Here is a 26,602-nt window from a genome sequence, read left to right as displayed (position 1 = left end):
CACCATGACAATGCGAGGGCGCGGGGGTGGGGAAACGCGTGGCGGCAATTACCTCCGGTCACCGGCGGCATTCCTTGTGAGAGCAGCCTTGGCCGCGACGCTGCCGCTACTGTCCACAGGCTTCGATACAAGCCGCTGTCGGGGTCAGAAGACCCCTCCCACAGCACCCCGGCGCCGACCGCCGATCAGGCGCGATCCCTGTGAGAGCGGCCTTGGCCGCGACATGGCCGCTGCTGTCCGCAGGCTTCGATGCAAGCCGCTGTCGGGGTCAGAAGACCCCTCCCACAGAAGTCCGGCTCCGACCGCCGATTGGGCGCGATCCATGTGAGAGCGACCTCTGTGGGAGCGGCCTTGGCCGCGACATGGCCGCTGCTGTCCGCTGGCTTCGATGCAGGCCGCTGTCGGGGTCAGAAGACCCCTCCCACAGCACCCCGGCTCTGACCGCCGATCAGGCGCGATCCATGTGAGAGCGACCTCTGTGGGAGCGGCCTTGGCCGCGACACGGCCTTTGCTGTCCGCGGGCTTCGGTGCAGGCCGCTGTCGGGGTCAGAAGAACCCTCCCAGAGAAGTCCGGCTCCGATCTCCGATCGGGCGCGATCCCTGTGGGAGCAGCCTTGGCCGCGATACGGCCTTTGCTGTCCGCAGGCTTCGGTGCAGGCCGCTGTCGGGGTCAGAAGACCGCTCCCACAGAACCCTGGCTCCGACCACCGATCGGGCGCGATTCCTGTAGGAGCGGTCTTCTGACCGCGACTCGGCGTTAGCTGGCCGCAAGCTTCGATTCAGGCTGCGATCGCGAGCAAGCTCGCTCCCACGAGCTCGGCGTCAGCCGTGCAGGACGCGCTCGCTGCGCCGGGCGAAATAGAACCACTCGTTGCCCGGCGTGGCGGCGGGGTTCGGGAACACGATGAAGCCGTCGCGCTGGGCGCGCACTTCGCTGCCGTCCTCGCGCGTGCCGATCAGGTCACCGGCGGACACCGGGTCGAAGCTGGCCCAGGGGCGGGCGAAGGTGTCGCCGGCGTGCAGCCGGTCGATCACTTCGACCAGCTTCAGCAGTTCGCAGTCGGAGCGCGCGGGCGGCGGTGTTTCGTCGGTCAGGCCGAGGTGGGCGAGGGTGTTGCGGATCGCCCGCCAGGCGAAGTCGGGTGCGGCCGGGTCTTCGTGCTGGCCGCATTCGAGCGTGATCGCGTAGCCGCCCAGGCGGCGCATGTATTCGGTGGTGCCGACGCCGTAATCGGGATCGGTGCTGAGCAGTTGCGCGCGCTCGGTCGGCGCGGTGCGCGCGAGCCGGGTGCGCACGCCGGCGGCATAGGTGTCGAGCCAGCCCTCGACCAGACGGCGCGCACCGAGGCGCAGCGCCATCGCCTCTTCAGCCGCGGCGTGGACGAAGGGTTCGAGCGGGCCGCTGTTGTTCTGCGGGCCGAGCATGGCGAAGGGCTCGCCGCCGGTGTGGAAGGAATGCAGGTCGAGCAGCACCTCGTGCGCCGCCAGCAGCGGGCACAGTGCGTTGGCGATGCGGTCCTCGTAGTCCTGCGGTGCGTCTTTCGGGCCGAGGTTGCGGTTCAGGTTGCGGTCGCCCGCCCGCTGTCCGCGCAGATAGGCGAGCGGGTTGGTGACCGGCACGAAGGTGACCGCGCCGCGCAGGATGCGCAGCTCGCCGCGGTCGAGTTCGCCGAGGACGCGGGCGATGCCCTGGGTGCCGCAGGTTTCGTTGCCGTGCACGGCGCCGAGCACGATCAGTTTCGGGCCGGCTTCGAGGCCGTGGTAGCAGTGGGTGCGCAGGCTGGTCAGGTTCATGAGCTGCAGGACAGTGCGGAACAGCCGGGCTTGTTGCGCGCCCATTCAGGGCGGCGGCCGGCGAGGTCGTCGAATTCCGGCTGTTCGTCGTAGGGGCGCTGCATCATCTTCAGCAGACGCTCGATCATGCCGGTGTCACCGGCGGTGGCATCGTCGATCGCGCGCTGGGCGAGCCAGTTGCGGACGATGTACTTCGGATTGGTGGAGTTCATGCGGGCGATGCGTGCGGCATCCGGCTCGCCGCCGGCAACCACGCGCTGCGCCCACTGCTGCAGCCAGTCGAGCAGGTCGCGGCCGTGCTCGGGCGACGGCCCGTCGCCGCTGTAGAAGGCCTCGTGCAGCGGTACGAGCGCCGCTGCGTCGCCCGCGGTGGCTGCGCCGAGCGGTGCGTCGGCGAGGCGGCGGAAGAAGATCGTGAAGTCGCACTCTTCGTGCTGCAGCAGCTGGAACAGGCGGCTGCGCATGTCCTGGTCGGCGTCGTCGCCGGCTGCCGGCAGCGGCAGGCCGAGCTTGTTGGCCAGCATCGCGGTCCAGCCGTCGGCGAAGGTCTGTTCGTAGCCTTCGAGCGCGGCGTCGATGGCATCGCGGTCGTCGATCAGCGGCGCCAGCGCGGCGGCCAGGCGGGTGAGGTTCCAGTAGCCGATCTGCGGCTGGCGGCCGTAGCAGTAGCGGCGACCCTGGGCGTCGGTGGTGTTAGGCGTCCACATCATGTCCACGCCTTCGAGCCAGCCGTAGGGGCCGTAATCGATGGTCAGACCGAGGATGGACATGTTGTCGGTGTTCATGACGCCATGCACGAAGCCGACACGCATCCAGTCCACCATCAGCGTTGCGGTGCGACGGCAGATTTCGGCGAACCATTCGGCGTAGGAGGTGATGCCCGGGTAGTGATGCGTCATCACCCAGTCGGCGAGCTGGCGCAGCAGCGGCAGTTCCTGCTCCGAGGTCAGGATTTCGAAGTGGCCGAAGCGCACGAAGCTCGGTGCCACGCGGCAGACGATGGCGCCCGGTTCGTACTCCGGGCGACCGTCGTAGAACATGTCGCGCACTACCTGGTCACCGGTGGCGACCAGGCTCAGCGCGCGCGTGGTCGGAATGCCGAGGTGGAACATCGCCTCGCTGCACAGGAATTCGCGCACCGACGAACGCAGCACAGCGCGGCCGTCGGCACGCCGCGAGTAGGGCGTCGGGCCGGCGCCCTTCAGCTGCAGTTCCTGCCGCTGACCGTTGATGTCGAACATTTCGCCCAGCGTGATGGCGCGGCCGTCGCCGAGCTGACCGGCCCAGTTGCCGAACTGGTGACCACCGTAGCGGGCGGAGTAGGGCTGCATGCCGGGCAGCACGCGATTGCCGGCCAGCGCCTCGACCGCGGCGTCGACCCGCGCCGGGCGGGCGAGGCCGAGCTGGGCGCCGAGCACGTCGGACCAGGCCAGCAGTGCGGGCGCGGCCACCGGGGTCGGCGGCGTGAAGGTGTAGGAGGCGTTGCGCACCTGGCGGGAGCGGATCAGATCCGACGGATCGGCCGGCAGGCTGCGAACGAACAGGTTGTCGAACTCGATTTCGTCGAGTCGTTTGTGTGCGGCTGACATGAATGCGTTGGTACGTGCGGAAGACTGCATTTTGAGCGAAGCGACGGCGCGCGGGTTCAATCGTGATGAAGCGCGGACAGCCAGGCCTGCAGACGGGTGTCGGCTATGCCCTGGGTGATGCACACGACGGTCGAGCCGCGCGCGGCGTCGGGCCAGGCGGGCAGGAGTGTCGGCGGGTAGAGCGCGTGCTGTACGCCCTGCACGACCAGCGGGCGCGATTCGCCGGCGACGTCGAACAGGGCCTTCATGCGCAGCAGGCCGGGGCCAGCGATGTCTGGCCAGGCGGCGAGCCAGGCGTCGATCTGCGCGCGCTGCAGCGGCTGTTCGATCAGGGTGCTGTCGGCCCGCACGGCGTGCGGCGCGGCGATGGTCGGTGGCGCGGCGCGGTAGCGCATGACGGCGGGCGGGTCGAACAGCGCAGGCCCGAGGCTGGCGGTGCGCAGGTCGAGCTGCGGCGCGAACGGGTTCAGCGTGGCCAGCGTCTGCCGCAGCGTGGCGATCGCGGCGGCGTCGGCGAGGTCGGTTTTGCTGATCAGCAGGCGATCGGCGGCGGCAACCTGGCGCACCGCTTCCGGCCGCATGGCGAGCGTCGCCGCGGCATGCGTGGCATCGACCACGGTGAGGGTGCAACTCAGCCGGTAGCGTTCGACCACGCGCGCATCGGCGGCCAGCGTGCGCAGCACCGGCGCCGGGTCGGCCAGCCCGGTGGTTTCGATCACGATGCGCTCGAACTGGCGCCGGCCGGCGCGTGCGAAGCGCCAGTGCGCGTCGCGCAAGGTCTGCGCGAGGTCGCCGCGCAGCGTGCAGCAGACGCAGCCGCTGGCCAGTTCGACCACGGTCTGGTCGGCGGTGTGCGTGACCAGCCGGTGATCGAGCGAGGCCTCGCCGAACTCGTTCACGATGACCAGCGTGTCGGCCATGTCGGCACGCGCAAGCAGGCGGTTCAGCAGCGTGGTCTTGCCGGCGCCGAGAAAGCCGGTCAGCAGCACCACCGGCAGGCGTTGCGCGCTCATGCCGGCACGCCTTCGAGCAGGGCGCGGCGGGTGCGCGGGCTGGCCAGTTGCTGCAGCCACCAGTCGAGCGCGCGCCCGCGCTGTCCGGCGCTGCGCCAGGCGATGGTGAAGCGGGCGACCTTGTCCTCGCCGGTCGCCTTTTCGACCAGCCGTCCGGCCTTGATGTGGGCGCGCACGCGCGCCTCCGGCAGGAAGCCGCAGCCGAGACCGCGCAGCTGGGCGTCTATCTTCATGTCCAGCGTCGGCACCGTGAGCACGTCCTGCCCCGGCAACAGGTTGCGCGACACCGGCGACAGCCGCAGCGCGCTGTCGGCGATGGCAACTGCGCGGTGCATGCGGATCATCGCCGGGTCCAGCGGCTCGGCGACGCGGGCCAGCGGGTGGTGCGGCGCCACGACGAACACGAAGGGAATGTCGCCGAGCGCTTCGACCTGCACGCCACTGACCCGCGTGTCGTCGGCGTCGACACCGATGGCGAGGTCGGCGGCACCCGACAGCAGCGCTTCCCAGGTGCCTGAAAGCACCTCCTGGCGCAGACGGATGCGCGTCGGCGGCGGCAGGCGCGCGGTGTCGCGCTGGGCGTAGAAGCCGTCGACCAGATCGAGCAGCGTGTGCGGGCACAGCAGTGCGTTGGCGGCGATTGCCAGCTGGCCCTCCCAGCCGCTGGCGACGCGCTTGACGCGGCTGGCGACGGCGTCCATCTCCAGCAGCAGGCGACGGCCCTCGACCAGCAGTTCGCGCCCGGCCGGCGTCAGTACCGCAGTGCGGCTGGCGCGGTCGAACAGCAGCACGTCGAGCGCGTCTTCGAGCTGACGCACGCTGTAGCTCAGTGCCGACGGCACCTTGCCGAGCATGCGCGCTGCTGCGGCGAAGCTGCCGGCTTCGTCGATGGTGGCGATCAGACGGATCGCTTCGGGCGTCAGCGGATGGTCGCGTTCGGACACGGCGGGTGAGGTACGGTCGTTCAAATAATTTGAATGATGATATCAGCGACGTGCCGCCATCGTCGATCTCCGCGTCGCCACAATTGACTCATCGACCAACACATCAAGGGGATGGGCAATGATCAGTCTGCGCAAATCTTCCGAACGCGGTTTCGACGACCACGGCTGGGGCCAGTCGCATTTCAGCTTTTCCTTCGCCGACTACTACGACCCGGCACACATGGGCTTCGGCACGCTGCGTGCGCTGATGGAAGACACGATAGAGCCGGCCGGTGGCTTCGGCACCCATCCGCACCGCGACATGGAAATTGTCACCGTGGTGCTGGCGGGCGAACTGACGCACCGCGATTCACTCGGCAACACCGGCGTACTGCGCGCTGGCGACGTGCAGCGCATGAGCGCAGGCAGCGGCGTCAAGCACAGCGAATTCAACCACGCGGCGACGACGCCGGTGCGCATGCTGCAGATCTGGCTGCTGCCGCGATCGCGCGGCATCGCGCCGGGCTACGCGCAGCAGCACTTTGCCGACAGCGCGCGGCAGGGCCGCCTGTTGCCACTGGTGAATGCGGAGGGGCGCGATGGTGCGCTCACCATTCACGCCGACGTCGCGCTGTACGCGAGCCGCCTCGACAGCGGGCACGTCGCGCTCTCGCACCGCCTCGGTGCCGGCCGCAAGGCCTATGTGCACCTGATCGACGGCGAACTGACAGTGAATGGTCAGCGCCTCGAAAGCGGCGATGCGCTGCGCATCGAGCATGAAGACGAAGTTGTACTCGAACAGGGGCGTGGCGCACACGCGCTGCTGTTCGATCTGGGCAGTCATTCCACTACTGAAGGGAGAACAGCATGACGCAGGTTGCCATCGTTTATCACAGCGGCTACGGCCACACCCGCCGCATGGCGCAAGCGGTCGCCGACGGCGCGGCCGAAAGTGCGCAGGTGCAGCAGATCGAAATTGACGCCGAAGGCAATGTGCCGGAGTCGGCCTGGGCGACGCTGCTGGCTGCGGACGCCATCGTGTTCGGCAGCCCGACCTATATGGGCACCGTGTCGTGGCAGTTCAAGAAATTCGCCGACGCGAGCTCGAAGGCGTGGTTCACGCAGCAGTGGAAGGACAAGCTGGCGGCCGGCTTTACCAACTCGGCGTCGATGAACGGCGACAAGCACTCGACGTTGCACTACTTCATGACGCTGGCGATGCAGCACAGCATGCTGTGGGTCGGTACCGGCCTGATGCCGAGCAACAGCAAGGCGGCGACGCGTGAGGACATCAATTACGTGGCGTCCTTCGCCGGTGCGATGGCGTCGACTCCGTCCGACGCGTCGGTCGATGAAATGGTCGAAGGCGATCTGAAGACGGCGCGCCTGTTCGGTGCGCGCATCGCGCAGCAGGCTTCGCGACTGGCGGCACGTTGAGCGGACGGAGCGTTTCCCCGGCGATCAGTACAGCTCGGGGAAACGTTCCAGCCAGGTCCACGCCACGGCGAGAACGATGGCGACGATGCCGGTCCAGGTGCCGGTGACGAAGCAGCAGGCGGCTGGAATCACCAGGCCGGCGAACTCGTCGAACATCATGCCGAAGGCGAACCAGAAGGCGGTGAACAGCAGCCACTTGACGATGAAGCCCGGCAGGTGGCGCCGCATCGAGCGGTTGTGACGGTAGCTCTGCACGCGCTCCATCCAGGAGCCGCGCGTGCAATCACGGAAATAGAGGAAGGGCCAGATGAAGCGCCACCACAGGCGCAGCATCGACTCCGGCTCGTGCGCCGGCTCCAGGCCCTGCTCGGGTGCGTGCTGTCCCATCTCGCGTCCTTCCGTCCTCGGTCCATCCGACCGGTTTTACGGCCGGATGGACGCGGGGTTGAGGCGACGCGCCGGTGGGCGGGCGGCGCCGGGTGATTACTTGATCGCGGCCTTCTGACGCAGTTCGTTCACGTGGGCAGCGATGGTCTGCTGCTCCAGGCGCTGGGCGATCTGCGGCTTAGCTTCATCATAGGACGGCAGCTTCAGGTCGCGCACGTCTTCCAGCTTGATGATGTGGTAGCCGAAGTCGCTGCGCACCGGTTGCGGCGTGAACTTGCCCTTCTCGAGCTTGACCAGCGCTTCCGAGAAGGGTTTCACATACTGCGCCGGCGCGCTCCAGCCGAGGTCGCCGCCGCGGTCCTTGGAGCCCGGATCTTCCGAATCCTTGGCCAGATCCTCGAACTTCTCGCCAGCCTGCAGCTTGCCGATGATTTCCTTCGCCTTGTCCTCGGTCTTCACCAGGATGTGGCGTGCCTTGTATTCCTTGTTGCCCAGACCGGCCTTGATCTTCTCGTATTCGGCCTTGATCGTGTCCTCGGACACCGGGTGAGTGCGCATGTAATCCTGCAGATAGGCCTGGATCAGCACCGCCTGCTTGGCCAGTTCGGCCTGGTGCATCAGCGCGGCGTTCTTGTCCATGCCCTTGGCGGCAGCGGCCTGGGTCAGCACCTCGCGGCGGATCAGTTCCTCGCGCACGGCGCTGCGCAGCTGGTCGCCGTCCTGCTGGCCCTGGGCCACCTGGTTGCGGATCATGATGTCGGCGCGACCCTGCGGGATCGCCTTGCCATTGACCGTGGCGAGCACGCCTTCGGCCGGCGCGGCGGCGGGCGCTGCAGCCTTCTCCTTGGCCTTCTGCGCCATGGCGGGTGCGGCGAATGCGGTCATCACGGCGAGGGTCAGGACGGAAAGCGTGTGTTTCATCGATTTACCTTTCGGGTGGAATCCGGTTGCGGATTGCGTTGTGCCTGTCCGTCACGGCGCGGCGTTGTCGCCAGGTGCGCGTGCGACGATGGACAGGGCGTGGATGTCGCGCTGCATCAGGTCGCCCAGTGCAGCGTAGATGATGCGGTGACGTTCCATCGTGCGCCGACCGTCGAACTGCTCGGACACGATGGAAAGACGATAGTGCCGGCCGCCCGAACGCGCGCCGGCGTGACCGGCGTGCAGGTGCGACTCGTCGACCAGTTCGAGCGTCGATGGCGCGAGCGTTGCGAGACGTTCGCGTATCGTCGCTTCGAGCGCGGCGGCGTCGGTCACGACGGGAACACCTTGCGGAACGGCTTGACGGTCATCCGGGCGAACACGCCCTCGACCGTGTAGGGGTCTTCGTCCGCCCATTCCTGCGCCGCTTCCAGCGATTCGAATTCGGCGACGATGAGGCTGCCGGTGTAGCCGGCAGCACCCGGATCGACCGCGTCGACGGCGGGTAGCGGACCGGCGATCAGCAGCCGGCCTTCGTCCTGCAGGGCCTGCAGTCGGGCCAGGTGTCCAGGACGTGCCGCCATCCGCTTCTCAAGACTGTTGGGGACGTCTTCGCCCATCAATGCGTAGTACATGCAGTCCTCTATTGGATCAGGAATTCTTTTCTTCGATGTGACGCGACAGCATGAAACCCTGGGCCAGCACGAACAGGAACATCAGTCCCATGCCGCCGTAAAGCTTGAAGTTCACCCAGGCTTCCTCGCTGTAGCTGTAGGCCACGTAGAGGTTGAGCACACCCATCACGGTGAAGAAGGCGATCCACGACGCGTTGAGCCGCGACCATACCGGGTCGGGCAGTTCGACCTGTTCCTGCATCAGCGTGCGGATCAGGTTGCGCTTGAGGAAGAGGACCGACACCGTCAGCGTCAGCGCGAACAGCCAGTAGAGCACGGTGGGCTTCCACTTGATGAAGGTCGCGTCGTGGAAGAACAGGGTGGCGCCGCCGAACACGACGATGATGGCCAGACTCACCCACAGCATGGTGTCGACCTTGCGGCGGCGCGCCATCAGCCACAGCACCTGGCCTATGGTGGCGACGATGGCCACGCCTGTGGCAATCAATATGGGCGCCTGGCTGGCGACGATGCCTTGACCCAGCAGCTGGGTCGCCAGCGCATGCGAGGCTTCGGGCGACGCGCCGGCGAATTTGTAGGCTGCGAAGAAAAGCAGGACCGGCAGCAGGTCGAACAGGAATTTCATGGTCGCGGATTATGCCCGGTCGTTCGCAACAGTGTCCAACACACACATCCGGTAACACCGGAATCCGGCATGGAACTGGCTTGGCGATGAAAATGTTGCGGGAGGGCGCGAGAATTCATGAAGAAAGTCCGCATACCCGCTTGTGAAGCGCGCCCGGCCTCACTATCATCCCGTCAGGTTTTCCCGCGCGCCCTTGCGTACAACCAAGTAGGAGACTTAGATGAACAAAGCAGAACTGATCGAAGCACTCGCCAAGAAAGCCGATGTTTCCAAGGCCGCCGCCGGCCGCATGCTCGATGGTTTCCTCGAGTCCGTCACCACCGAACTGAAGAAGGGCGGCAAGGTCACGCTCGTGGGCTTCGGTACCTTCGCCACCGGCAAGCGCGCTGCCCGTACCGGCCGCAATCCGCGCACCGGCGCAACGATCAAGATCCCGGCCGCCAAGACTGCCAAGTTCACTGCAGGCGCAGCGCTGAAGAAGTCGATCAACAAGAAGTAAGCAACGGATTCGTTTCGCAGGCCTGCGTATCGGGCCTGCGGATGGCGTGACGGTGGTGCATGCGCCGGCGCGGCCAGGGAAAACGGGAGTGTCGAGTGACGACACTCCCGTTTTCTTTTTGTGCGCCCGCAAGCTGCTGCGCAGCGCCGTCGGCTCACGTTACCATCCGCGCACCACGTCTCATCGCTCTCCAAGCCAGCCTCATGATCATCGTCCTGTCGCCCGCCAAGTCACTTGACTACGAATCGCCGCTCGTCACGAAGAAGTCCACCCGGCCGGATTTCCTCGACCATTCCGCCGAGCTGATAGACATCCTGCGCCGCAAGAGCCCGGCGGACATCGCGTCGCTGATGTCGATCTCCGACCCGCTGGCGGCGCTCAACGTCGCCCGCTACGCCGACTGGACGCGCGACTACACGGCGCCGCAGGGACGTCAGGCGGTGCTCGCGTTCAACGGTGATGTCTACGAGGGCCTCGATGCACCGACTCTGCCGCCCGCTGCGCTGGACTGGCTGCAGCAGCACGTGCGCATCCTGTCCGGCCTGTACGGCGTGCTGCGACCGCTCGACCTGATGCTGCCCTATCGGCTCGAAATGGGCACCCGGCTGCCGAACGCGCGCGGCAAGGATCTGTATGCCTTCTGGGGTGATCTGCCGGCGCAGGCACTGAATGCGCTGTTCGAGAACGATGCGCACCCGGTGCTGGTCAACCTCGCCAGCGATGAGTACTTCAAGTCCGTGCGACGCAAGGTACTGAAGGCGCAGGTGATCCAGCCCGTGTTCCAGGACTGGAAGGGCGGCAACTACAAGGTGATCAGTTTCTTCGCCAAACGCGCACGCGGCCTGATGGCACGCTACGCGGCGGAGAAGCGGATAGACGACGCCGACGCGCTGCGCGATTTCGCGGTCGAGGGCTACGCGCTCGATGCCGCGGCGTCGACGGCCACCGAATGGATATTCAGAAGACGTCTCGACTGAGACACATAAATAACTACACCGAGGAGAAGCAAGCCATGAAGCAGTTCCGCATCGTCCGTGGCGCGCTCGCGCTGGCCGTCGCACTGGCCTGTGCAGGCGGCGCGCAGGCGCAGGAGAACGCGTCGGACCGACTGTTCCGCGAATGCCTGGCCGCCCGGGCCGACAACAATATCGGCCTGGCCGACGAGCTGTGCTACAAGGCGCTGGTCCATCCGGATTTCAAGAACGTGCCGGCCGAGGCGCGCTCGCAGCGCATCTATAACTACGCTCAGCTCAAGCGCATGCTCGGTAACTGGGAAGGCGCCGAGGAACTGCTGCGCGAGACGCTGGCACTGGAAGAGCAGCGCGCTGGCAGCGCGCCGGATCTGCCGCTGGCGCGACGTCTGGCCGAGCTGTCGATCGCGCTGGCCGCGCAGGGAAAGTGGCCAGAGGGTCTGCAGGCGATCGAGCGGCTGATGCCGATGGCCGACAAGTTCCAGGGTGGGGAGCGCGCCGCCGTGGCGGAGCTGTTCCGCAATTACGTGCCGCAGGCTGCTGCCGCCGGACGCGTCGAACTGGCGCGCGCGCTCGACGCCTACGCACACGAGGCGCCGGCGCCCGAACCTCGCTTCATCGAACGCTGAACCCTCGAAGTCTGAACCCTTTCCGAACCGCTAGAGGAGTGCCGACGTGACCCAGCCCGACAATCCCCACCGACGTGATTTCCTGCTCGGCGCCGGCGCAGCCGGCTTTGCCATCGCGGTGCAACCGGTCATCGCGCAGCAGGTGATCACGACGCCGGACAGCGGTCTGGTGACCGGCATGTCCTCGACGCGCGCCAGCGACGGCCGCACGCTGCCGTTGTTCAGCGCCCGGCCGGACAAGCCGGGCAAGCCGCCGGTGGTGCTGGTGGTATCGGAAATCTTCGGTGTGCATGAGCACATCCGCGACGTCTGCCGTCGCTTCGCGCACGAAGGCTATCTGGCCGTCGCGCCCGAAATGTTCTTCCGCCAGGGCGATCCGGCGGCGCTCGGCAGCGTGCAGGAAATCATCGAGCGCGTCGTGTCGAAGGTGGCTGACGCTCAGGTGATGGCCGACCTGGATGCCTGCGTCGACTGGGCGCGCGAGCAGGGCGGCGACGTGAAGCGCCTGCACGCGACCGGCTTCTGCTGGGGCGGGCGCGTGACCTGGCTCTACGCGTCGCATCAGCCGGCGCTGCGTTCAGGCGTCGCCTGGTACGGACGCCTCGACGGGGTACCGAGCGAACTGACACCGCTGCATCCGCTCGATGTGGTCGACAGCATTCATGCACCAGTGCTGGGGCTCTACGGCGGTCAGGACCAGGGCATTCCGAACAGCGACGTGGATGCCATGCGCGCTGCACTGAAGAAGTCGTCGTCGGCGGCTGCGCGCAAGTCGGACATCGTGCTCTACCCCGATGCGCCGCACGCCTTCCACGCCGATTACCGCCCGAGCTACCGGGCCGGTGACGCGGCGGACGGCTGGAAGCGCTGTCTGGCCTGGATGGCGGCCAACGGCCAGTAAGAGCGTTCGCCCCCGCGCAGGGCGTGCCTCAGTGCGCGGTGTGGGCGAGGCCGAGCGATACGGTCGCCTTGGCGTGCGTCAGGTCGCGCGCCGCGCCGCTGCCGAACAGGCAGGCGGCAAGCTGGTTCAGCAGGGGCTGCGGAATCGCGCGATGACCTTCGAGCATGTCCCGTATGCAGTCGGCGGTGCCGTCAATGTCCTCGCCCGGCGGCAGCGGATTGGTCAGCGGCAGTGCGCCGCTTTCCGCTTCGAACAGCATGCGCGCGCCGCCGCGCTCGAACAGTTCGATGCGCGGCCGGCGCAGCGGGTCGGCGAACGAGTCGTCGTCGGGCGCGCGCATCAGCAGTGCGCGCTCGGGTGTGCGCAGGAACATGTCGTGCAGCCGTGACAGCAGTTGCGCGTCGGCGACGCAGATGACGCGCAGGCTGTGCAGCGGCGCCGGATCGAGCAGCTTGGCGACGACGTGCGCGGTGTTGCGGTGGCCCATGCGTTCGCGCAGACGGATCAGGCTGTCCAGCGACGGATTCAGCACTTCGGTCGGCAGGATGGCGCAGCGCCCCGCGTGCAGCGTGTTCAACGCCTCGGTCACCGTGCTGCACGGCAGATGGCCGAGCCGCTCCAGCACGTCGAGGCTGCCGGGGCGCGCGTTGCCGCCGCTCAGGCCATGCACCAGCACCGGCACGTCCAGCCGTGCCAGCATCAGCGCCAGCAGTGGCATCAGGTTGGGCGCGCGGCCGGCGCGCGCATAGCTCGGGATCACCACCATGCGCGGCAGGTGTGGCGGCAGTTCGAGCGTCGGCACGCGCTCGTTCAGTGCGCGCGCGAAGCCGGCCAGTTCGTCCGCCGACTCGTGCTTCCAGCGCAGGCTGGCCAGTACGGCGCCCAGCTCGAGCGCCGGAATGCGTCCGTCCAGCATGTCGGCGAACAGGCCGTGCGCCTCGGTTTCGGCGAGGTCACGCGCGTCGTCGCCGCGTCCGATCGCGGACAGCATTTCGGTCAGGCTCTGTGGGCTCAGCATCGCGTACGGTGCTCCATCCGGTTCAGTTTCTTGTCATGCCGCCTGCCGTCGGGCGTCGAGCATGCGTTTCAGTTCGGGTACGCAGGAGCCGCAGGAGGTGCCGCAACGCAGCGTCGCCTGCAGCGTGTCGAGGTCCGCTCCGCCTGCGATCGCTTCGACGATGTCAGGTTCCGCAACATCGAGGCAGTTGCAGACGATGCGGCCGCGGCTCTTCGCCGCGACCGGTGGCGTCGCCAGCGGTGCGAACAGCCAGCGGCGCAGTTCGGCGGTCGGCTGGCGTTCGACCATCACCTCGCGCAGCCAGGCGGCGGCCGCGGTTTCGCCGGTGAGGCGGATGCCGGTCAGCAGCCCGTCCTCGATCAGCGCGCGTTTGGTGATGTCGCGCCGCGCGTCGCGGTAGGCGAGGCAGGCCGGGTGGTCGAGGCCGCACAGGCGGTCGAGTTCGGCCAGCCAGTCTTCGGGGATCGGCTGGTCGTGCGCGATGCGCAGCACCAGCGCCGGGCGGTCGCGTCCGGCCATCGACAGCGAGGCGTAGGCGAAGCGGGCGAGCAGCGGGGCGAGCGCTTCCATCCGCGTCAGCGTGAGCTGCTGTGCTGCGTCGTCACTGGTTTCGGTGCGCAGCAGCAGCGCCTGGAAGGGCAGGTCGGCGCGGCTCATCTGCACCGCGGCGTGCTTCAGTTCGGGCTGTTTCGAATACGGGTCGACGCGACCTGCAGTGAGCGCATTGGCGCCGCTGTTCGACAGCGCGTTGCGACCCCAGTGCATGGCGACGAAGGTGCTGCCCGGTCGCTGGGCGTTGCTCGCGTGCGCACGCAGCACGATTTCGCCTCGGCGGCTCTTGATGCGCACCAGATCGCCGTCCTTCAGGCCGCGCCGTGCGAGGTCGTCGGCGTGCACCTCGACCCGCGGTTCGTCGACGTGGCTGTACAGGCGCGCCACCTGACCGGTGCGGCTCATGCAGTGCCACTGGTCGCGCAGACGGCCGGTGTTCAGGTGCAGCGGGTAGCGGGCATCGATCTTCTCCGCGGTGGTCGCGGCCGACGGCACGACGAAGCGTGCCTTGCCGTTCGCCGTGGCGAAGCGGCGGTCGGTGTAAAGAGTGGCGGTACCGCCTTCGGCGCCGGCCGGGAAGGGCCATTGCTGCGGGCCGAGGCGGTCGAGCACCGCGTAGGACAGGCCGGTGATGTCGAGGTCGCGACCACGCGTGCTTTCGACGTGTTCGGCAAACACCTGTTCGACCGTTTCGTAGGGGAAGAGCGCGTCTGCGTCGCGGCCCAGGCGGGCGCCGAGCGCGCGTGCGAAGTCGCGTGCGATCACCCAGTCGGCGCGCGCTTCGCCGGCCGCCGGCAGTGCGGCGCTGACGTGCGTGATGCGGCGCTCGGAATTGGTGACCGTGCCTTCCTTCTCGCCCCAGGTGGTGGCCGGCAGCAGCAGGTCGGCAAAGGCGGCGCTTTCAGTGCCGCGGTAGGCGTCCTGCACGACGACGAATTCGGCCGCCTGCAGCGCCTCGATGATGCGCGCTTGATCAGGCATCGAATGCGCCGGGTTGGTACAGGCGATCCACACCGCCTTCACCTTGCCGTCGCGCACCGCGTCGAACAGTTCGACCGCGGTCAGCCCGGGCTGCGACGGCACGTCCGGCAGACCCCACAGCGCGGCGACTTCGGCGCGGTGTTCGGCGTTGGCCATGTCGCGGTGGGCCGACAGCAGGTTGGCCATGCCGCCCACTTCGCGACCACCCATCGCGTTGGGCTGGCCGGTCAGCGAGAAGGGGCCGGCACCGGGTTGACCGATCTGACCGGTGGCCAGGTGCAGCGCGATCAGCGCCGTTCCGTTGTGCGTGCCGTGATGCGACTGGTTCAGGCCCTGGCACCACATCGACATCGCCGCTTTCGATTCGCCGAACCACTTGGCGGCGGTGACGATGTCCTCGGCGCGCAGGCCGCACACCTCGGCGGCGACTGCCGGCGTGATGTCGCGCACGTGCTTGCGCAGTTCGGCGAAGCCTTCGGTGTGCGCGGCGATGAACACGTCGTCGGCGTGCCCCTCCCACAGCAGCACGTGCAGCATCGCGTTGTACAGCCAGATGTCGGTGCCCGGCAGCAGCGGCAGGTGCAGGTCGGCGTCGGAGGCGGTGTCGGTGCGACGCGGGTCGACCACGATCATCTTCATCGCCGGATTGGCGCGGCGCGCGTCCTCGATGCGGCGATAGACGATGGGGTGAGCGTAGGCCGGGTTGCCGCCGGCGATCAGCAGGCAGTCGGTGTGGTCGATGTCCTCGTAGCTGCAGGGCGGGGCGTCGGCGCCCAGCGTCTGCTTGTAGGCGGACACCGCCGAGCTCATGCACAGACGTGAATTGGTATCGACGTTGTTGGTACCGATCAGCCCCTTGGCGAGCTTGTTGAAGACGTAGTAGTCCTCGGTCAGCAGCTGGCCGGAAATATAGAAGGCGACGGCGTCCGGACCGTGCTCGTCGATGATGGCGGCGAAGCGGTCAGCGGCGTGCGCCAGCGCGGTGTCCCAGCTCGTGCGGCTGCGCGGCAGGTCGCGCGCGGTGCGCAGTTCGGGGTGGAGCGCGCGCGTGTCCGGGCGGGCGCTCAGGTGCAGCGTGGCGCCCTTGGTGCACAGACGGCCGAAATTGGCCGGGTGGTCCGGGTCGCCCTTCACGCCGGTGATGCGGCTGCCGTCGTGTTCGATGATCACGCCGCACCCGACGCCGCAGTAGCAGCAGGTCGAGCGGGTTTCGTGTTGGCTCTGGGTCATGTTCTTTGTCTCCGCGAGACTTTTAGCAAGGGGTATGCCACGTCGCTCAAGGCCGATTTGCGTGCGAACGGCAGCGCTTCGGGATGCCAGCGCTCCGCGCCGGGGCGCAATGACCTGTGAATGCATGCGACTGGTGCGCGGCCGCAGTCGCGCGCCCTCAGCGCAGCAGCGCGCACAGCAGCAGGATGTTGAACAGCAGCGACACCACCAGCAGAACGCGCAGCAGGCGTACCGACATGCGCTCGACCAGCGGCGCGCGGCGCGGCAGCGCGAGCGGGCGGTGGGCGCCGCGCTCGAGTGCGAGCAGGAATTCCTCGGCGGTTTCGAAGCGCGCTTCCGGGGCCCGGCCGATGGCTTTCAGCAGCACCGCTTCGAGCCACTCGGGCACGTCCGGGCGGTAGCGCGTGGGCGGCACCGGCTCGCCGAAACGCGGGCGCTGGAAGGGTTCGATCTCGCCCCACGGGTAGTGGCGGGTCAGCAGCTGGTAGAGGGTGACGCCGAGCGCGAACAGGTCGCTCGATTCGCTGGCCGTCTGTCCGGAGAAGAGTTCCGGCGCCATATAGCTGGGCGTGCCCGGGTTGTTGATCTCCTTGAAGTCCTCGCCGTCGGACGCCGCCACGCCCAGATCGAGCACGCGCAGCGTGCCCTGGCTGTCCAGGTGCAGGTTGTCCGGCTTGATGTCGCGATGGACGATGCCCAGACGGTGCAGCGTGCCGAGTGCGCGCAGCACGCTGCAGCCCAGCTTGACCACCTGTTCGGTGCTGAAGTGGTGACCGGCATCGAGGCGCGCACGCAGGCTGGCGCCGTCGTGCCAGCTCATCAGGTAGTAGAGGCGGCTGCGCGGGTGTCCGATCACCTGCGGGAACTGCGGCGACACCACGCGGCGCGCCAGCCATTCCTCGTGCACCAGCGCGGCGATGGCATCCGGATCGGCGTCCTCGCGCAGCGTCTTCAGCACGCGCGCTTCGCCGCTGGCCAGGTCCGTGACGCGGTAGAGCAGGGTGACGCGCGACTCGTGCAGCACGGCTTCGACGCGCAGGCCGTCCAGTTCCTCGCCGATGGCCAGCCGGGGTGGCAGCGACAGACCGGCTGCTTCGGCCAGCCGGTCGCGCAGCGCCGCCTGCGGCAGCGCGTCGACCCGCGCGACCAGTGCGGTGCAGTTGTCGCTGGCGCCGCGCGCTTCGGCCTGCAGCACCAGCGTCGATGCCAGCGACTCGGCATCGCCGCCACGCGCCAGCAGGGCGGCAATGCCGTCGTCGTGCAGCGTGTTCCAGACGCCGTCGCTCATCAGCACGAAAATGTCGCCGACCTCCAGTTCGCCGTCGGCGTGATCGACTGCGAGACGGGCGTCGAGACCGACCGCACGATGCAGCACGTTGGACAGTTCCGGGTGGGCCCAGGTGTGGTCCTCGGTCAGCTGCGTCAGGCAGCCGTCGCGATAGAGGTAGATGCGCGAATCGCCGACGTGGGCGAGGTGCCAGCGGGTGCCGCGCAGCACCAGTGCCGACAGCGTGGTGGCCATGCCCGCCGATTCGCGGGTGCGCGCGGCGTGGGCGACCAGCCAGCGGTTCAGTGCGCCGAGCACCTGGTCGATCGCCTGTGCGATGCGCCAGGTGTCCGGTGTCGCGTAGTAGTCGTTGAGCAGACCGCGCACCGTGAACTCGGCCGCTTCGCGTCCCTTGGCGTGGCCGCCGACACCATCGGCCACCGCCAGCAGTACGCCCTTGGCGTCCAGCGTCTCGCCAACCGGCGTCACCGCACCGACGAAGTCCTCGTTGCGCGGGCGCGGCCCGGTGACCGAGCACTGGCCGATGGACACTGCGAGCGTCATGATGCCGCCCGGCTCAGATGCGGGCCGATGTCAGGTGCGCCGCACCCCAGGTGGTACGCCAGCGCGTCTTGACACGGGTCAGGCCGATCAGTGCGGCGACCGCCAGCAGCGCGAACACGACGAAACCGGTCTGGTAGCTGCCGGTGACTTCGCGCGAATAGCCGAGCGAGGACGCGAGGTAGAAGCCGCCGATGCCACCGGCCATGCCGACCAGACCGGTCATTACGCCGATCTCGCGACGGAAGCGCTGCGGCACCAGCTGGAACACTGCGCCGTTGCCCATGCCCAGCGCCAGCATTGCACCAACGAATACAACCACCGCCATCCACGCCTGCGGCAGGCCGAAGCTCACGCCGAACAGGAAGGCAGCGGCGATCACGTACATCATACTCAGCGTGCGGATGCCGCCGATGCGGTCAGCCAGATTGCCGCCGATCGGCCGCACCAGTGAACCGGCGAACACGCAGGCAGCGGTGAAATAGCCGGCCATCTTCGCGTCCAGCCCGAACTGGGTGTTGAAGTAGATGGTGAGCGACGATGCAAGACCGACGAAGCCGCCGAAGGTGACGCTGTAGAAGAACATGAACCACCAGGCATCGCGGTCCTTCAGCACCTTCAGGTATTCGGCCAGCGTCTTCGGCGGCGGGCATTCGGGCGCGTCTTTCGCCACCAGCAGGTAGAAGATGAAGACGGCCACCAGCGGAATCAGCGCCAGGCCGAATACGTTGACCCAGCCGAAGGCCGCGGCCAGACCCGGTGCAAACAGCGCGGCGAGTGCGGTGCCGGAGTTGCCGGCGCCGGCGATGCCCAGCGCCGTGCCCTGGTGTTCCGGCGGGTACCAGCGCGAGGCCAGCGGCAGCGCGACGGCGAAGGCGGCACCGGCGAAGCCGAGGAAGCAGCCGAGCAGCAGCGCCTGTTCATAGCTGTGGATGCCGAACTGCCAGGCGACGAACAGCGCCGCGATGACGATGACCTGACCGATGGCACCCGCCTTCTTCGGCTGCAGGTGATCGACCAGCACACCCATCAGCATGCGCAGCAGCGCGCCGGCCAGTACCGGCACGGCAACCATGAAACCCTTCTGCGCGTGCGTGAGCTGCAGGTCCTGGGCGATCTGCACGCCCAGCGGGCCGAGCAGCACCCACACCATGAAGGCGAGATCGAAGTAGAGAAAGGCGGCGAACAGCGTGGGCGTATGGCCGGCCTTGAGGAATGCTTTCTTGTCCATCGGTGGATGACCTCCCCGTCATCAATCCGGTCTGCGCGCATCCTTGCAGGCAGCCGTACTCGGGATAGTGGTGATTCGGATCGCCGCGACGGCGTTCGCCGTCGCAGGCGTTGCGGGCCGCAGCGGACCTCAGGCCTTGAGCAGGATCTGGCCGTTCTCGACCTTGACCTCGAAGCCGCGGGTGCAGCCGACGTCGGGCGCGACCGCCTCGCCCGATTCCAGCTTGATCTTCCAGCTGTGCAGCGGACAGGTGACCGTGTCGCCGTGGACGATGCCCTGCGACAGCGGGCCACCCTTGTGCGGGCACTTGTCATGTACCGCGAACACGCGGTCGCCGTCGGTGCGGAAGATGGCGATGTCGCCAGATTCGGCCGCGACGACGCGCGAGCCGAGCAGGGGGATGTCTTCGAGCGCGCAGACGTGCGCCCAGGTGGTGGTTTCGGTGCTCATGTGGGGTCCTGTATGGGTATCTGGAGGGGGCTGGGGCCAGGGGCTAGGAGCTAGGGGCCAGGGAACAGGCGCGGCTTTGCCGCGCGAGGTGGGCTTGTCGCTAGCCCCTGACCCCTAGCCCCTCATCCCTTGATCAAGCCTTCATCGCCTGCTTGATGGCGATGGTGCGGAACTCGCGACCGAGTTCGGATTTCGCATCGGCCTCGGCACGTTCCAGCCACGGGTCCTTGTAGTCCTGCAGCGCGAACAGCAGACGTTCGTACAGCGCCTTGCGGTTCTCGGCGTCATCGACCACCTTGCCCTTCACGTAGTCGAGACCGACGCGCTCGATGTAGTGCACCGTGCGTTCGAGGTACCAGCCCTCTTCGCGGTAGAGCTGCAGGAAGGCGCCGGAGTACTCCATCACTTCCTCGTCGCTGCTCACCTTGCAGAAGAACTGTGCGACCTCGGTCTTGATGCCGCCGTTGCCGGCGACATAGATTTCGTAGCCGGATTCGACGCCGATCACGCCGACGTCCTTGATGCCGGCTTCGGCGCAGTTGCGCGGGCAGCCGGACACCGCGAGCTTCACCTTGTGCGGGCTGTACATGCCGAACAGCATCTTTTCCAGCTTGACGCCCAGACCCATGGACAGCTGGGTGCCGAAGCGGCAGTGCTCGGCGCCGACGCAGGTCTTCACCGTGCGCAGGCTCTTGCCGTAGGCGTGGCCGGACACCATGCCGGCTTTGGCGAAATCGGCCCACATGGCCGGCAGGTCGTCCTTCTTCACGCCGAGCAGATCGATGCGCTGGCCGCCGGTCACCTTCACCGTCGGCACCTTGTACTTCTCGGCCGCGTCGGCGATGGCGCGCAGTTCGTTCGGCGTGGTCAGGCCGCCCCACATGCGCGGCACCACCGAGTAGGTGCCGTCCTTCTGGATGTTGGCGTGCGCGCGCTCGTTGATGAAGCGGCTCTGCGCGTCGTCCTTCGCTTCGTGCGGCCAGGTCGAGATCAGGTAGTAGTTCAGCGCCGGGCGGCAGGAGGCGCAGCCGTTCGGCGTCTTCCACTTCAGCTCGCGCATCACGGTCGGGATGTCGATCATGTGGCGGTCGCGGATCGCGGCGCGCACGTCGCCGTGGTTCATGTCGGTGCAGCCGCACATCGGCTTCGAGCTCGAATCGGCCGGCGTGTAGGCGCCACCGACGCAGGAGGCGAGGATCTGTTCGACCAGACCGGTGCAGGAGCCGCAGGAGCTGGAGGCCTTTGTGTGCTTGCGCACGTCGTCCAGCGAGAACAGCCCCTTCTCCTTGATCGCCTTGACGATGGTGCCCTTGCACACGCCGTTGCAGCCGCACACCTCGGCGCTGTCCGGCATCGAGGCGGCCTGGGTCTGGCCCTTGTGGCCGACGTCGCCCAGATGGTTCTGGCCGAACATCAGGTGGTCGCGCACGGCGTGGATGTCCTGGCCGTCCTTGATCAGCTGGAAGTACCAGCTGCCGTCCGCGGTGTCGCCGTACAGACAGGCACCGACCAGGCGCTCGCCTTCGAGCACCAGGCGCTTGTACACGCCGCCCGCCGGGTCGTGCAGCACGATGTCGTCGCAGCCCGGGCCGCCCATGAAATTGCCGGCCGAGAACACGTCGATGCCGGTCACCTTCAGCTTGGTCGAGGTGACGGAGCCCTTGTAGGTGCCGATGCCGTACTGGGCGAGGTGGTTGGCGCACACCTTGGCCTGCTCGAACAGCGGCGCGACCAGGCCGTAGGCGATGCCGCGGTGGTTCACGCATTCGCCGACCGCATAGATCTTCGGGTCGTAGGTCTGCAGCGTGTCGTTGACGACGATGCCGCGATTGCAGTGGATGCCCGCCGATTCGGCCAGCGTGGTGTTGGGACGGATGCCGGCAGCCATCACCACGAGGTCGGCCGGAATCGTCTCGCCGCTCTTGAAGCGCACCGCGGACACCCGGCCGTCGCTGCCTGCGATCAGCGATTCGGTCTGCTTCTCCAGCAGGAAGGCGAGGCCCTTCTTTTCCAGCGAGGCCTGCAGCATGTCAGCCGAGGGCTTGTCGAGCTGGCGTTCCATGATCCACGGCGCCAGATGCACCACGGTTACTTGCATGCCGCGCAGCGCCAGACCGTTGGCGGCTTCCAGGCCGAGCAGACCGGCGCCGATCACCACCGCGTGCTTGCGCGTGGCGGCGGCATCGATCATCGCGTCGGTATCGGCGATGTCACGGTAGGCGATCACGCCCGGCAGGTCCTTGCCCGGCACCGGCAGGATGAAGGGGTTGGAGCCGGTGGCCAGCAGCAGACGGTCGTATTCGGCCTCGGTGCCGTCGTCGGCGAACACCTTGCGCGCCTTGCGGTCGATCTTGACGATCTTCTTGCCGGTGTGCAGCGTGATGCTGTTGTCGCGGTACCAGTCCCAGTCGTTCAGGATGATGTCCTGCACCGTCATTTCACCGGCCAGCACCGGCGACAGCAGGATGCGGTTGTAATTCGGATGCGGCTCCGCACCGAACACGGTGATGTCGTACATCTCCGGTGCGATCTTGAGCAGCTCTTCCAGCGTGCGACAGCCCGCCATCCCGTTGCCGACCATGACCAGACGCTTCTTTTCCATGTCCCCGTTCCTTCTACCGATTGCTGCAATAACAGACCGCACCGGGTGCAGCCGACATTCCTTGCCCGGCTGTGCTGCCGCGGACCGGTATGGGGTTCGCAGGGACGAGCACAGACCTGCGCCTGCAGCATCGCTGGCGCCTGTAGGGCAAAACCTCTCGTGACCGGATCGTGCCGGTCGGCAAATGACGCTCTGGGTCGGTCGTGTCCCGCCATTGGGAGACGAAGCCGATAAAACCGGGCTGCGCGGCGCAGTCGATGCGTCCCGCAGCGTTGATGGCGGCCGCTCCGTCCTGGATGCGGCGCCGATGTGTCGCAGGCTCGCGCCTGCGTTGTGTATTGCGGCCTGCTTCAGTGATCGAGCAACCAGCCAGGGCACGACGCATCGTTGCGCCGTGTGTGCCCGGGCCTTTCTATCGAAGTCCGCCGCGCCGGCCGTGCCGGTGGTCGAACCTTGATGGTGCCGATGTGAACCAAGCCTGGTGTCGGAATGCCCGCACGTGCGGACAGACCTCTCACGGACAGAGATAAAGCAAAACTTTTGCCAGCTTTGTTCCGGCTGCGCCCGTCGCCGGGTGGGATGGTTCAACTCGCTGATTCATATGGCTTGTTGTCCGATCGTCGAGACGGCGTACGGCGGGCGGATGGACGCGGATCTCGTGTGCTCCGCACGGATGTGGTGCAGGCGCTCTTCACGCCGGTGCGCTCCAGTAAGTCGTGGCGAAGCCGTTAAATCACACATGAACGATCAAGGCCCGGAACACTCCAAGCGCCGCACCGAAGCAGGCCGCACGCGGCTCGCCTGGTGCCTGCTCGCATGCTGGCTCGTCGCCAGCAGTGGCGTGCTGCTGGCGCACATGAAGAACAACCCGGTCGGCGTGTGCCTCACCCGCAACTGACCGGGCAAGAACATTCTCTGGAGACCTTCACGATGAACGACCACGCGCTTCACGCCTACTACGTCAGCGCCGACCGGGTCATGCTGGGCACGGCGACCGTCCTGTCTGTCGTGTGCATCGCCTTCGCCGTCATTTCAGGCGGTCTGACCACCGCCCTTCTGGTCGGCGTGCCGGCCTGTCTGGTGCCTTACGCGCTGTTCCGGATGGCGCCGGGCTCGCTGGTGTCGCGCACCGGCTTCGCCAGTACCTTCATGGTGCTGGCCGCGCTGCTGATCCAGCTCACCGGTGGCTTGATCGAGGCGCACTTCAGCATTTTCGTGCTGCTCGCCTTCCTGCTCTATTACCGTGACTGGCGGCCCGTACTGGTGGCCGCCGGCCTGATCGCCGTGCATCACCTCGCCTTCAACTTCATGCAGGCGGCCGGTCTCGGCGTGTTCATCTTCAATGGCGGCGCCAACTTCAACATGGTGCTGGTGCATGCGGCCTTCGTCGTGGCCGAGGCCGGCCTGCTGTGTTACATGGCGCTGGGCCTGGCGCGCGAAGCGCTGCAGGCGGCGCGCGTCGGCGAGGCGGCCGAGCGCATCGGTGCCGGCGATCTCGCGTCGGCGATTCCGACGCAGGCCGGCATGCCGCTGCTCGCGACGATGGAGCAGATGCGCGCACGGCTGTCGCGCACCGTGAGCCTGCTGGTGACCGAATCCGCCAGCGCGCAGCGCGTGGCCGACACGATGGTGGCCAACGCGGAGCAGGTCACCGCATCGACCGGACAGCAGAGCGACGCGACCCAACGCATGGCGGCAGCGGTGCAGCAACTGACGGCGTCCATCCAGCAGATTGCGCAGAACGCCGAGGAGGCGAGTGAGCGCGTCCACCGCGGCGGACAGTCGGCCGATGCAGGGGTGGCCGTGATGCACACGCTGGCCGACGAGATCCGCGATACCGGCGCGTCCATCCATCAGGTCGAGAGCGGCATGCAGCGGATCGGCGCGCAGTTCGAAAGCGTGAAGTCCATCGTTGCGCTGATCAAGGACATTGCCGACCAGACCAATCTGCTGGCGCTGAACGCGGCGATCGAAGCGGCCCGTGCGGGCGAGCAGGGGCGCGGCTTTGCGGTGGTGGCGGACGAAGTGCGCAAGCTTGCCGAACGCACCCGCAACGCGACCGAAGACATCGCCCGCACCGTTGAGGCCATGCAGGCGAGCAAGGACGAGGCGCTGCACAGCGTCGCCAGCACGGTCGCCACCGCGCAGCGCGGCGTTGATCGCGTCGGCGAAGTCAGTCAGTCCATCACCGCGGTGTCGGCGGACATCAAGGCGATGATGGCCATCATCGTCGGCATCTCGGAATCGATGAAGGAACAGTCGCAGGCGGCAACCGAGATCGCCGCCGGGGTCGAGCAGGTCGCCGCGCTCGCCGACAGCACGGCCGCGATGGCGGCCGAAGACCGCGCGACGGCAGCGCAGCTGAATGCGATGGCGCAGTCGCTGGTCGACGCAGGCAGCCAGTTCAGAGTGAGCTGAAGCGGTCGACTTGTTGCCGCACCGCGCTCAGCTGCAGGCGAGCTGCCGGCAGGCGTCGAGGTGGGCGAGCAGCGGCGCGGGTACCGCGCTGCGTCCGTCCAGCATATCGCGTATCAGGCGGGCGTTCGCGTCCGCCTCGATGCCGGGCTCGGGCTGCGTCAGCGCGCTGCCTTCTTCCGCTTCGCACAGCACCGATTCGACGCCATCGACGAAGCCGGTGATCTGCGGTCGCCGCGCCGGGTTGGCGTAGGCCTCGCCTTCGGTGCCGCGCATCAGCATCGAGCGGCCACCGTCCAGACGCAGGAACTGCGTCATCTTCTCCATGTACTCGGGATGCGTGACCGGCACCACGCGCACGCTGCGCCCGGGCATCGGATCGATCATCTTGGTCATTGAGTGACCGGAATTGCGCACGCCCAGCTGCGGGCGCAGCGACAGCAGCGTATCGAGGCCGGGCAGCAGCTTGTCGACGCCGATGCAGGCGATCCGGCGCGTTGCCAGCAGCTCGCCCGCTTGCGCCGGACTGTCCGCCATCGGCAGATCGAGCGCGCGCAGCAGTGCGAACGGGTCGGCGCGGGTGTCGAAATCGAAGCGGCCGTGGATCAGCACCGGAATGCCCTCACGTACCAGCAGCATTGCCAGCAGCGGCATCAGGTTGGGGCGGCGACGGGCGCCGTTGTAGGTCGGCAGCACCACGGTGCGTGCGCCCGCTGGCGCGGCGACGTGGGCGATGCGCGCGTCGATCGCCGCCTTGAAGCCGAGCAGTTCGTCCAGCGACTCGCTCTTGATGCGCATCGCCAGCACGATGGCGCCCAGCTGCAGCGGCGGTACCTTCCCGTCGAGCATGTCGGCGAACAGCGCCTGCGCGTCGTCGCGCGACAGCGAGCGCGAGCCCTTGGCGCCGCGACCGATTTCCTTGATCTGTTTCGTGTAGTCCATGGGTACAGGATTATGCCCGCGCCAGAACCCCGTGCCGGCCTGCGTTATATTCGGATTCGTCAGGCCGGAACACCGGCGCCTGCCGCGGGGTCAGAGCCGCTCTGCGCACAGCGACGCATACATATAAGGAGACGGACATGAAAGTAGGTTTTATCGGACTCGGATTGATGGGCCGCCCGATGGCGGGGCATCTGGCCAAGGGCGGTCACAGCCTTCACCTGTGGGCGCGTCGCCCCGAATCGCTCGAACCCTTCCGCGACAGCGGCGCGACCTTCCACTCGACCATCGCCGACGTCGCGCGCGAAGCCGATGTGGTGTTCTCGATGGTGGCCGACGCGCCGGACGTCGAGCAGGTGGCACTCGGTCCGCAGGGCATCGCCGAAGGCGCGGCGGGGCGCACCGACCTCATCTTCGTCGACATGAGCACCATCGCGCCGGACTCGGCGCGCACCATCGCCGCCCGCCTGGCGGCGCGCGGCGTGTCGATGATCGACGCGCCGGTGTCCGGCGGTGAAGTCGGCGCCATCAACGCAGCACTCACCATCATGGCCGGTGGCACGCAGGAGGCCTTCGACCGCGTGCTGCCGCTGTTCCAGCTGATGGGCAAGAACGTCACCCGCGTCGGCGACAGCGGCGCCGGCCAGGTGGCCAAGGCCTGCAACCAGATCCTGACCGGCGTCGGCGTGCTGGCGCTGGCCGAGGCTTTCGCCTTCGCCGAGAAGAGCGGCGTCGATTCGGCGCGCGTACGCGAGGCGCTGCTCGGCGGCTTCGCCTACAGCCGCATCCTGGAGAACCACGGTCAGCGCATGCTGGACCGCAATTTCAAGCCGGGCTTCAAGTCGTGGATGCACCAGAAAGATCTGCGCATCGTCATGAACGAGGCGCACCGCATGGGGCTGGCACTGCCCTCGGCCGCCGCCGCTGCGCAGATGCTGAACGCGATGGTCGGCCAGGGCTTGGGCGAGGAAGATTCGATCGCCGTGCTGAAGGTGCTCGAAGGTCTGGGCGGCGTCGAGCGCTGAGGGGGTC

Annotated in this window: 25 protein-coding genes; 9 read left to right on the top strand and 16 right to left on the bottom strand. The window is 67.5% G+C overall.

Features of this window, described 5'->3' with window-relative positions; translation table 11 throughout:
• Nucleotides 1-822 precede the first annotated feature (822 nt).
• The 4 genes from METFAM1_RS0104970 to METFAM1_RS0104955 are packed head-to-tail and all read right to left on the bottom strand — an operon-like array spanning nt 823 to nt 5,364.
• Nucleotides 823-1,794 carry a succinylglutamate desuccinylase/aspartoacylase family protein gene (locus tag METFAM1_RS0104970; RefSeq protein WP_024300472.1) on the bottom strand — a complete coding sequence of 324 codons (972 nt, stop codon included), beginning with the start codon at nt 1,792-1,794 and terminating at the stop codon, nt 823-825.
• Nucleotides 1,791-3,383 carry a protein adenylyltransferase SelO gene (locus METFAM1_RS0104965; protein ID WP_024300471.1) on the bottom strand — a complete coding sequence of 531 codons (1,593 nt, stop codon included), beginning with the start codon at nt 3,381-3,383 and terminating at the stop codon, nt 1,791-1,793. Before METFAM1_RS0104965 ends, METFAM1_RS0104970 begins: the two co-directional genes overlap by 4 nt.
• A gap of 56 nt (nt 3,384-3,439) precedes the next feature.
• Nucleotides 3,440-4,396 carry a CobW family GTP-binding protein gene (locus tag METFAM1_RS0104960; protein ID WP_019918493.1) on the bottom strand — a complete coding sequence of 319 codons (957 nt, stop codon included), beginning with the start codon at nt 4,394-4,396 and terminating at the stop codon, nt 3,440-3,442.
• Entirely contained in the window at nt 4,393-5,364 is a 972-nt protein-coding gene (locus METFAM1_RS0104955) for a LysR family transcriptional regulator (RefSeq protein ID WP_232419650.1), read from the bottom strand. Before METFAM1_RS0104955 ends, METFAM1_RS0104960 begins: the two co-directional genes overlap by 4 nt.
• A gap of 94 nt (nt 5,365-5,458) precedes the next feature.
• Between METFAM1_RS0104955 and METFAM1_RS0104950 the strand changes: the two genes are divergently transcribed.
• Nucleotides 5,459-6,190 (top strand): pirin family protein, encoded by a 732-nt coding sequence (locus METFAM1_RS0104950; protein WP_019918491.1) that lies wholly within the window; start codon nt 5,459-5,461, stop codon nt 6,188-6,190.
• Nucleotides 6,187-6,756 carry a flavodoxin family protein gene (locus METFAM1_RS0104945; RefSeq protein WP_019918490.1) on the top strand — a complete coding sequence of 190 codons (570 nt, stop codon included), beginning with the start codon at nt 6,187-6,189 and terminating at the stop codon, nt 6,754-6,756. The genes METFAM1_RS0104950 and METFAM1_RS0104945 overlap by 4 nt, the downstream gene beginning before the upstream one ends.
• Before the next feature lie 24 nt (nt 6,757-6,780).
• Here METFAM1_RS0104945 and METFAM1_RS0104940 read toward each other — a convergent pair whose 3' ends face one another.
• The 5 genes from METFAM1_RS0104940 to METFAM1_RS0104920 all read right to left on the bottom strand — a co-directional run bounded on the left by METFAM1_RS0104940 (nt 6,781) and on the right by METFAM1_RS0104920 (nt 9,324).
• Nucleotides 6,781-7,143 (bottom strand): hypothetical protein, encoded by a 363-nt coding sequence (locus METFAM1_RS0104940; RefSeq protein WP_019918489.1) that lies wholly within the window; start codon nt 7,141-7,143, stop codon nt 6,781-6,783.
• Nucleotides 7,144-7,239: 96 nt separating this feature from the next.
• Nucleotides 7,240-8,064 carry a peptidylprolyl isomerase gene (locus tag METFAM1_RS0104935; RefSeq protein ID WP_019918488.1) on the bottom strand — a complete coding sequence of 275 codons (825 nt, stop codon included), beginning with the start codon at nt 8,062-8,064 and terminating at the stop codon, nt 7,240-7,242.
• A 51-nt stretch (nt 8,065-8,115) separates the two neighbouring features.
• Nucleotides 8,116-8,400, bottom strand: a complete 285-nt coding sequence (locus tag METFAM1_RS0104930) for a BolA family protein (protein WP_019918487.1) — start codon at nt 8,398-8,400, stop codon at nt 8,116-8,118.
• Nucleotides 8,397-8,699 (bottom strand): YciI family protein, encoded by a 303-nt coding sequence (locus METFAM1_RS0104925; RefSeq protein ID WP_019918486.1) that lies wholly within the window; start codon nt 8,697-8,699, stop codon nt 8,397-8,399. Before METFAM1_RS0104925 ends, METFAM1_RS0104930 begins: the two co-directional genes overlap by 4 nt.
• Nucleotides 8,700-8,715: 16 nt before the next feature.
• The gene (locus METFAM1_RS0104920; protein ID WP_019918485.1) at nt 8,716-9,324 is read right to left on the bottom strand and encodes a septation protein A; all 609 of its coding nucleotides are present in this window, start codon (nt 9,322-9,324) and stop codon (nt 8,716-8,718) included.
• 220 nt (nt 9,325-9,544) lie between these two features.
• On the opposite strand from METFAM1_RS0104920, the gene METFAM1_RS0104915 reads away from it, so the two are divergent.
• From METFAM1_RS0104915 to METFAM1_RS0104900, 4 genes are all read left to right on the top strand, one after another.
• Complete coding sequence (locus tag METFAM1_RS0104915; RefSeq protein WP_019918484.1) at nt 9,545-9,823, top strand: HU family DNA-binding protein; 279 nt, start codon at nt 9,545-9,547, stop codon at nt 9,821-9,823.
• Nucleotides 9,824-10,026: 203 nt separating this feature from the next.
• Complete coding sequence (yaaA, locus tag METFAM1_RS0104910; protein WP_019918483.1) at nt 10,027-10,800, top strand: peroxide stress protein YaaA; 774 nt, start codon at nt 10,027-10,029, stop codon at nt 10,798-10,800.
• A gap of 35 nt (nt 10,801-10,835) precedes the next feature.
• Nucleotides 10,836-11,423 (top strand): hypothetical protein, encoded by a 588-nt coding sequence (locus tag METFAM1_RS0104905; RefSeq protein ID WP_019918482.1) that lies wholly within the window; start codon nt 10,836-10,838, stop codon nt 11,421-11,423.
• 46 nt (nt 11,424-11,469) lie between these two features.
• Nucleotides 11,470-12,324 carry a dienelactone hydrolase family protein gene (locus tag METFAM1_RS0104900; protein ID WP_019918481.1) on the top strand — a complete coding sequence of 285 codons (855 nt, stop codon included), beginning with the start codon at nt 11,470-11,472 and terminating at the stop codon, nt 12,322-12,324.
• A 28-nt stretch (nt 12,325-12,352) separates the two neighbouring features.
• Here METFAM1_RS0104900 and ybiB (METFAM1_RS0104895) read toward each other — a convergent pair whose 3' ends face one another.
• From ybiB (METFAM1_RS0104895) to nirB, 6 genes are all read right to left on the bottom strand, one after another.
• Nucleotides 12,353-13,342 (bottom strand): DNA-binding protein YbiB, encoded by a 990-nt coding sequence (gene ybiB, locus METFAM1_RS0104895; protein ID WP_019918480.1) that lies wholly within the window; start codon nt 13,340-13,342, stop codon nt 12,353-12,355.
• Nucleotides 13,343-13,375: 33 nt separating this feature from the next.
• Nucleotides 13,376-16,105: a nitrate reductase gene (locus tag METFAM1_RS0104890; protein ID WP_019918479.1), complete on the bottom strand. Its 2,730-nt coding sequence runs from the start codon at nt 16,103-16,105 to the stop codon at nt 13,376-13,378.
• 157 nt (nt 16,106-16,262) lie between these two features.
• Nucleotides 16,263-17,936 (bottom strand): bifunctional protein-serine/threonine kinase/phosphatase, encoded by a 1,674-nt coding sequence (locus METFAM1_RS0104885; RefSeq protein ID WP_019918478.1) that lies wholly within the window; start codon nt 17,934-17,936, stop codon nt 16,263-16,265.
• A 13-nt stretch (nt 17,937-17,949) separates the two neighbouring features.
• Entirely contained in the window at nt 17,950-19,164 is a 1,215-nt protein-coding gene (locus tag METFAM1_RS0104880; protein WP_019918477.1) for a nitrate/nitrite transporter, read from the bottom strand.
• Nucleotides 19,165-19,293: 129 nt separating this feature from the next.
• Complete coding sequence (gene nirD, locus METFAM1_RS0104875; RefSeq protein WP_019918476.1) at nt 19,294-19,614, bottom strand: nitrite reductase small subunit NirD; 321 nt, start codon at nt 19,612-19,614, stop codon at nt 19,294-19,296.
• A gap of 133 nt (nt 19,615-19,747) precedes the next feature.
• Nucleotides 19,748-22,216 (bottom strand): nitrite reductase large subunit NirB, encoded by a 2,469-nt coding sequence (nirB, locus tag METFAM1_RS0104870; RefSeq protein ID WP_019918475.1) that lies wholly within the window; start codon nt 22,214-22,216, stop codon nt 19,748-19,750.
• 739 nt (nt 22,217-22,955) lie between these two features.
• Here nirB and METFAM1_RS20775 point away from each other — a divergent pair.
• Nucleotides 22,956-23,114, top strand: coding sequence for a hypothetical protein (locus METFAM1_RS20775; protein WP_019918474.1), 159 nt, complete (start codon nt 22,956-22,958; stop codon nt 23,112-23,114).
• Between the two features lie 32 nt (nt 23,115-23,146).
• Nucleotides 23,147-24,634, top strand: coding sequence for a methyl-accepting chemotaxis protein (locus METFAM1_RS0104860; RefSeq protein ID WP_019918473.1), 1,488 nt, complete (start codon nt 23,147-23,149; stop codon nt 24,632-24,634).
• A gap of 27 nt (nt 24,635-24,661) precedes the next feature.
• Here METFAM1_RS0104860 and ybiB (METFAM1_RS0104855) read toward each other — a convergent pair whose 3' ends face one another.
• Nucleotides 24,662-25,573 (bottom strand): DNA-binding protein YbiB, encoded by a 912-nt coding sequence (gene ybiB, locus METFAM1_RS0104855; RefSeq protein ID WP_019918472.1) that lies wholly within the window; start codon nt 25,571-25,573, stop codon nt 24,662-24,664.
• Nucleotides 25,574-25,710: 137 nt separating this feature from the next.
• On the opposite strand from ybiB (METFAM1_RS0104855), the gene METFAM1_RS0104850 reads away from it, so the two are divergent.
• Nucleotides 25,711-26,595: an NAD(P)-dependent oxidoreductase gene (locus METFAM1_RS0104850; protein WP_024300470.1), complete on the top strand. Its 885-nt coding sequence runs from the start codon at nt 25,711-25,713 to the stop codon at nt 26,593-26,595.
• The last annotated feature ends 7 nt before the right edge of the window (nt 26,596-26,602 follow it).

The sequence above is a fragment of the Methyloversatilis discipulorum genome, assembly GCF_000527135.1.
GTDB classification, from domain to species: domain Bacteria; phylum Pseudomonadota; class Gammaproteobacteria; order Burkholderiales; family Rhodocyclaceae; genus Methyloversatilis; species Methyloversatilis discipulorum.
Note: the sequence above shows the minus strand (reverse complement) of the source record. Positions and strands in the feature narration are given on the sequence as shown.

Bases quoted from the DNA above. Each gene is read 5' to 3' on its own strand.
- METFAM1_RS0104970 (WP_024300472.1), bottom strand. From the start codon at position 1,794: ATGAACCTGACCAGCCTGCGCACCCACTGCTACCACGGCCTCGAAGCC.
- METFAM1_RS0104965 (WP_024300471.1), bottom strand. From the start codon at position 3,383: ATGTCAGCCGCACACAAACGACTCGACGAAATCGAGTTCGACAACCTG.
- METFAM1_RS0104960 (WP_019918493.1), bottom strand. From the start codon at position 4,396: ATGAGCGCGCAACGCCTGCCGGTGGTGCTGCTGACCGGCTTTCTCGGC.
- METFAM1_RS0104950 (WP_019918491.1), top strand. From the start codon at position 5,459: ATGATCAGTCTGCGCAAATCTTCCGAACGCGGTTTCGACGACCACGGC.
- METFAM1_RS0104945 (WP_019918490.1), top strand. From the start codon at position 6,187: ATGACGCAGGTTGCCATCGTTTATCACAGCGGCTACGGCCACACCCGC.
- METFAM1_RS0104940 (WP_019918489.1), bottom strand. From the start codon at position 7,143: ATGGGACAGCACGCACCCGAGCAGGGCCTGGAGCCGGCGCACGAGCCG.
- METFAM1_RS0104935 (WP_019918488.1), bottom strand. From the start codon at position 8,064: ATGAAACACACGCTTTCCGTCCTGACCCTCGCCGTGATGACCGCATTC.
- METFAM1_RS0104925 (WP_019918486.1), bottom strand. From the start codon at position 8,699: ATGTACTACGCATTGATGGGCGAAGACGTCCCCAACAGTCTTGAGAAG.
- METFAM1_RS0104920 (WP_019918485.1), bottom strand. From the start codon at position 9,324: ATGAAATTCCTGTTCGACCTGCTGCCGGTCCTGCTTTTCTTCGCAGCC.
- METFAM1_RS0104915 (WP_019918484.1), top strand. From the start codon at position 9,545: ATGAACAAAGCAGAACTGATCGAAGCACTCGCCAAGAAAGCCGATGTT.
- yaaA (WP_019918483.1), top strand. From the start codon at position 10,027: ATGATCATCGTCCTGTCGCCCGCCAAGTCACTTGACTACGAATCGCCG.
- METFAM1_RS0104905 (WP_019918482.1), top strand. From the start codon at position 10,836: ATGAAGCAGTTCCGCATCGTCCGTGGCGCGCTCGCGCTGGCCGTCGCA.
- ybiB (WP_019918480.1), bottom strand. From the start codon at position 13,342: ATGCTGAGCCCACAGAGCCTGACCGAAATGCTGTCCGCGATCGGACGC.
- METFAM1_RS0104890 (WP_019918479.1), bottom strand. From the start codon at position 16,105: ATGACCCAGAGCCAACACGAAACCCGCTCGACCTGCTGCTACTGCGGC.
- METFAM1_RS0104885 (WP_019918478.1), bottom strand. From the start codon at position 17,936: ATGACGCTCGCAGTGTCCATCGGCCAGTGCTCGGTCACCGGGCCGCGC.
- METFAM1_RS0104880 (WP_019918477.1), bottom strand. From the start codon at position 19,164: ATGGACAAGAAAGCATTCCTCAAGGCCGGCCATACGCCCACGCTGTTC.
- nirD (WP_019918476.1), bottom strand. From the start codon at position 19,614: ATGAGCACCGAAACCACCACCTGGGCGCACGTCTGCGCGCTCGAAGAC.
- nirB (WP_019918475.1), bottom strand. From the start codon at position 22,216: ATGGAAAAGAAGCGTCTGGTCATGGTCGGCAACGGGATGGCGGGCTGT.
- METFAM1_RS20775 (WP_019918474.1), top strand. From the start codon at position 22,956: ATGAACGATCAAGGCCCGGAACACTCCAAGCGCCGCACCGAAGCAGGC.
- METFAM1_RS0104860 (WP_019918473.1), top strand. From the start codon at position 23,147: ATGAACGACCACGCGCTTCACGCCTACTACGTCAGCGCCGACCGGGTC.
- ybiB (WP_019918472.1), bottom strand. From the start codon at position 25,573: ATGGACTACACGAAACAGATCAAGGAAATCGGTCGCGGCGCCAAGGGC.
- METFAM1_RS0104850 (WP_024300470.1), top strand. From the start codon at position 25,711: ATGAAAGTAGGTTTTATCGGACTCGGATTGATGGGCCGCCCGATGGCG.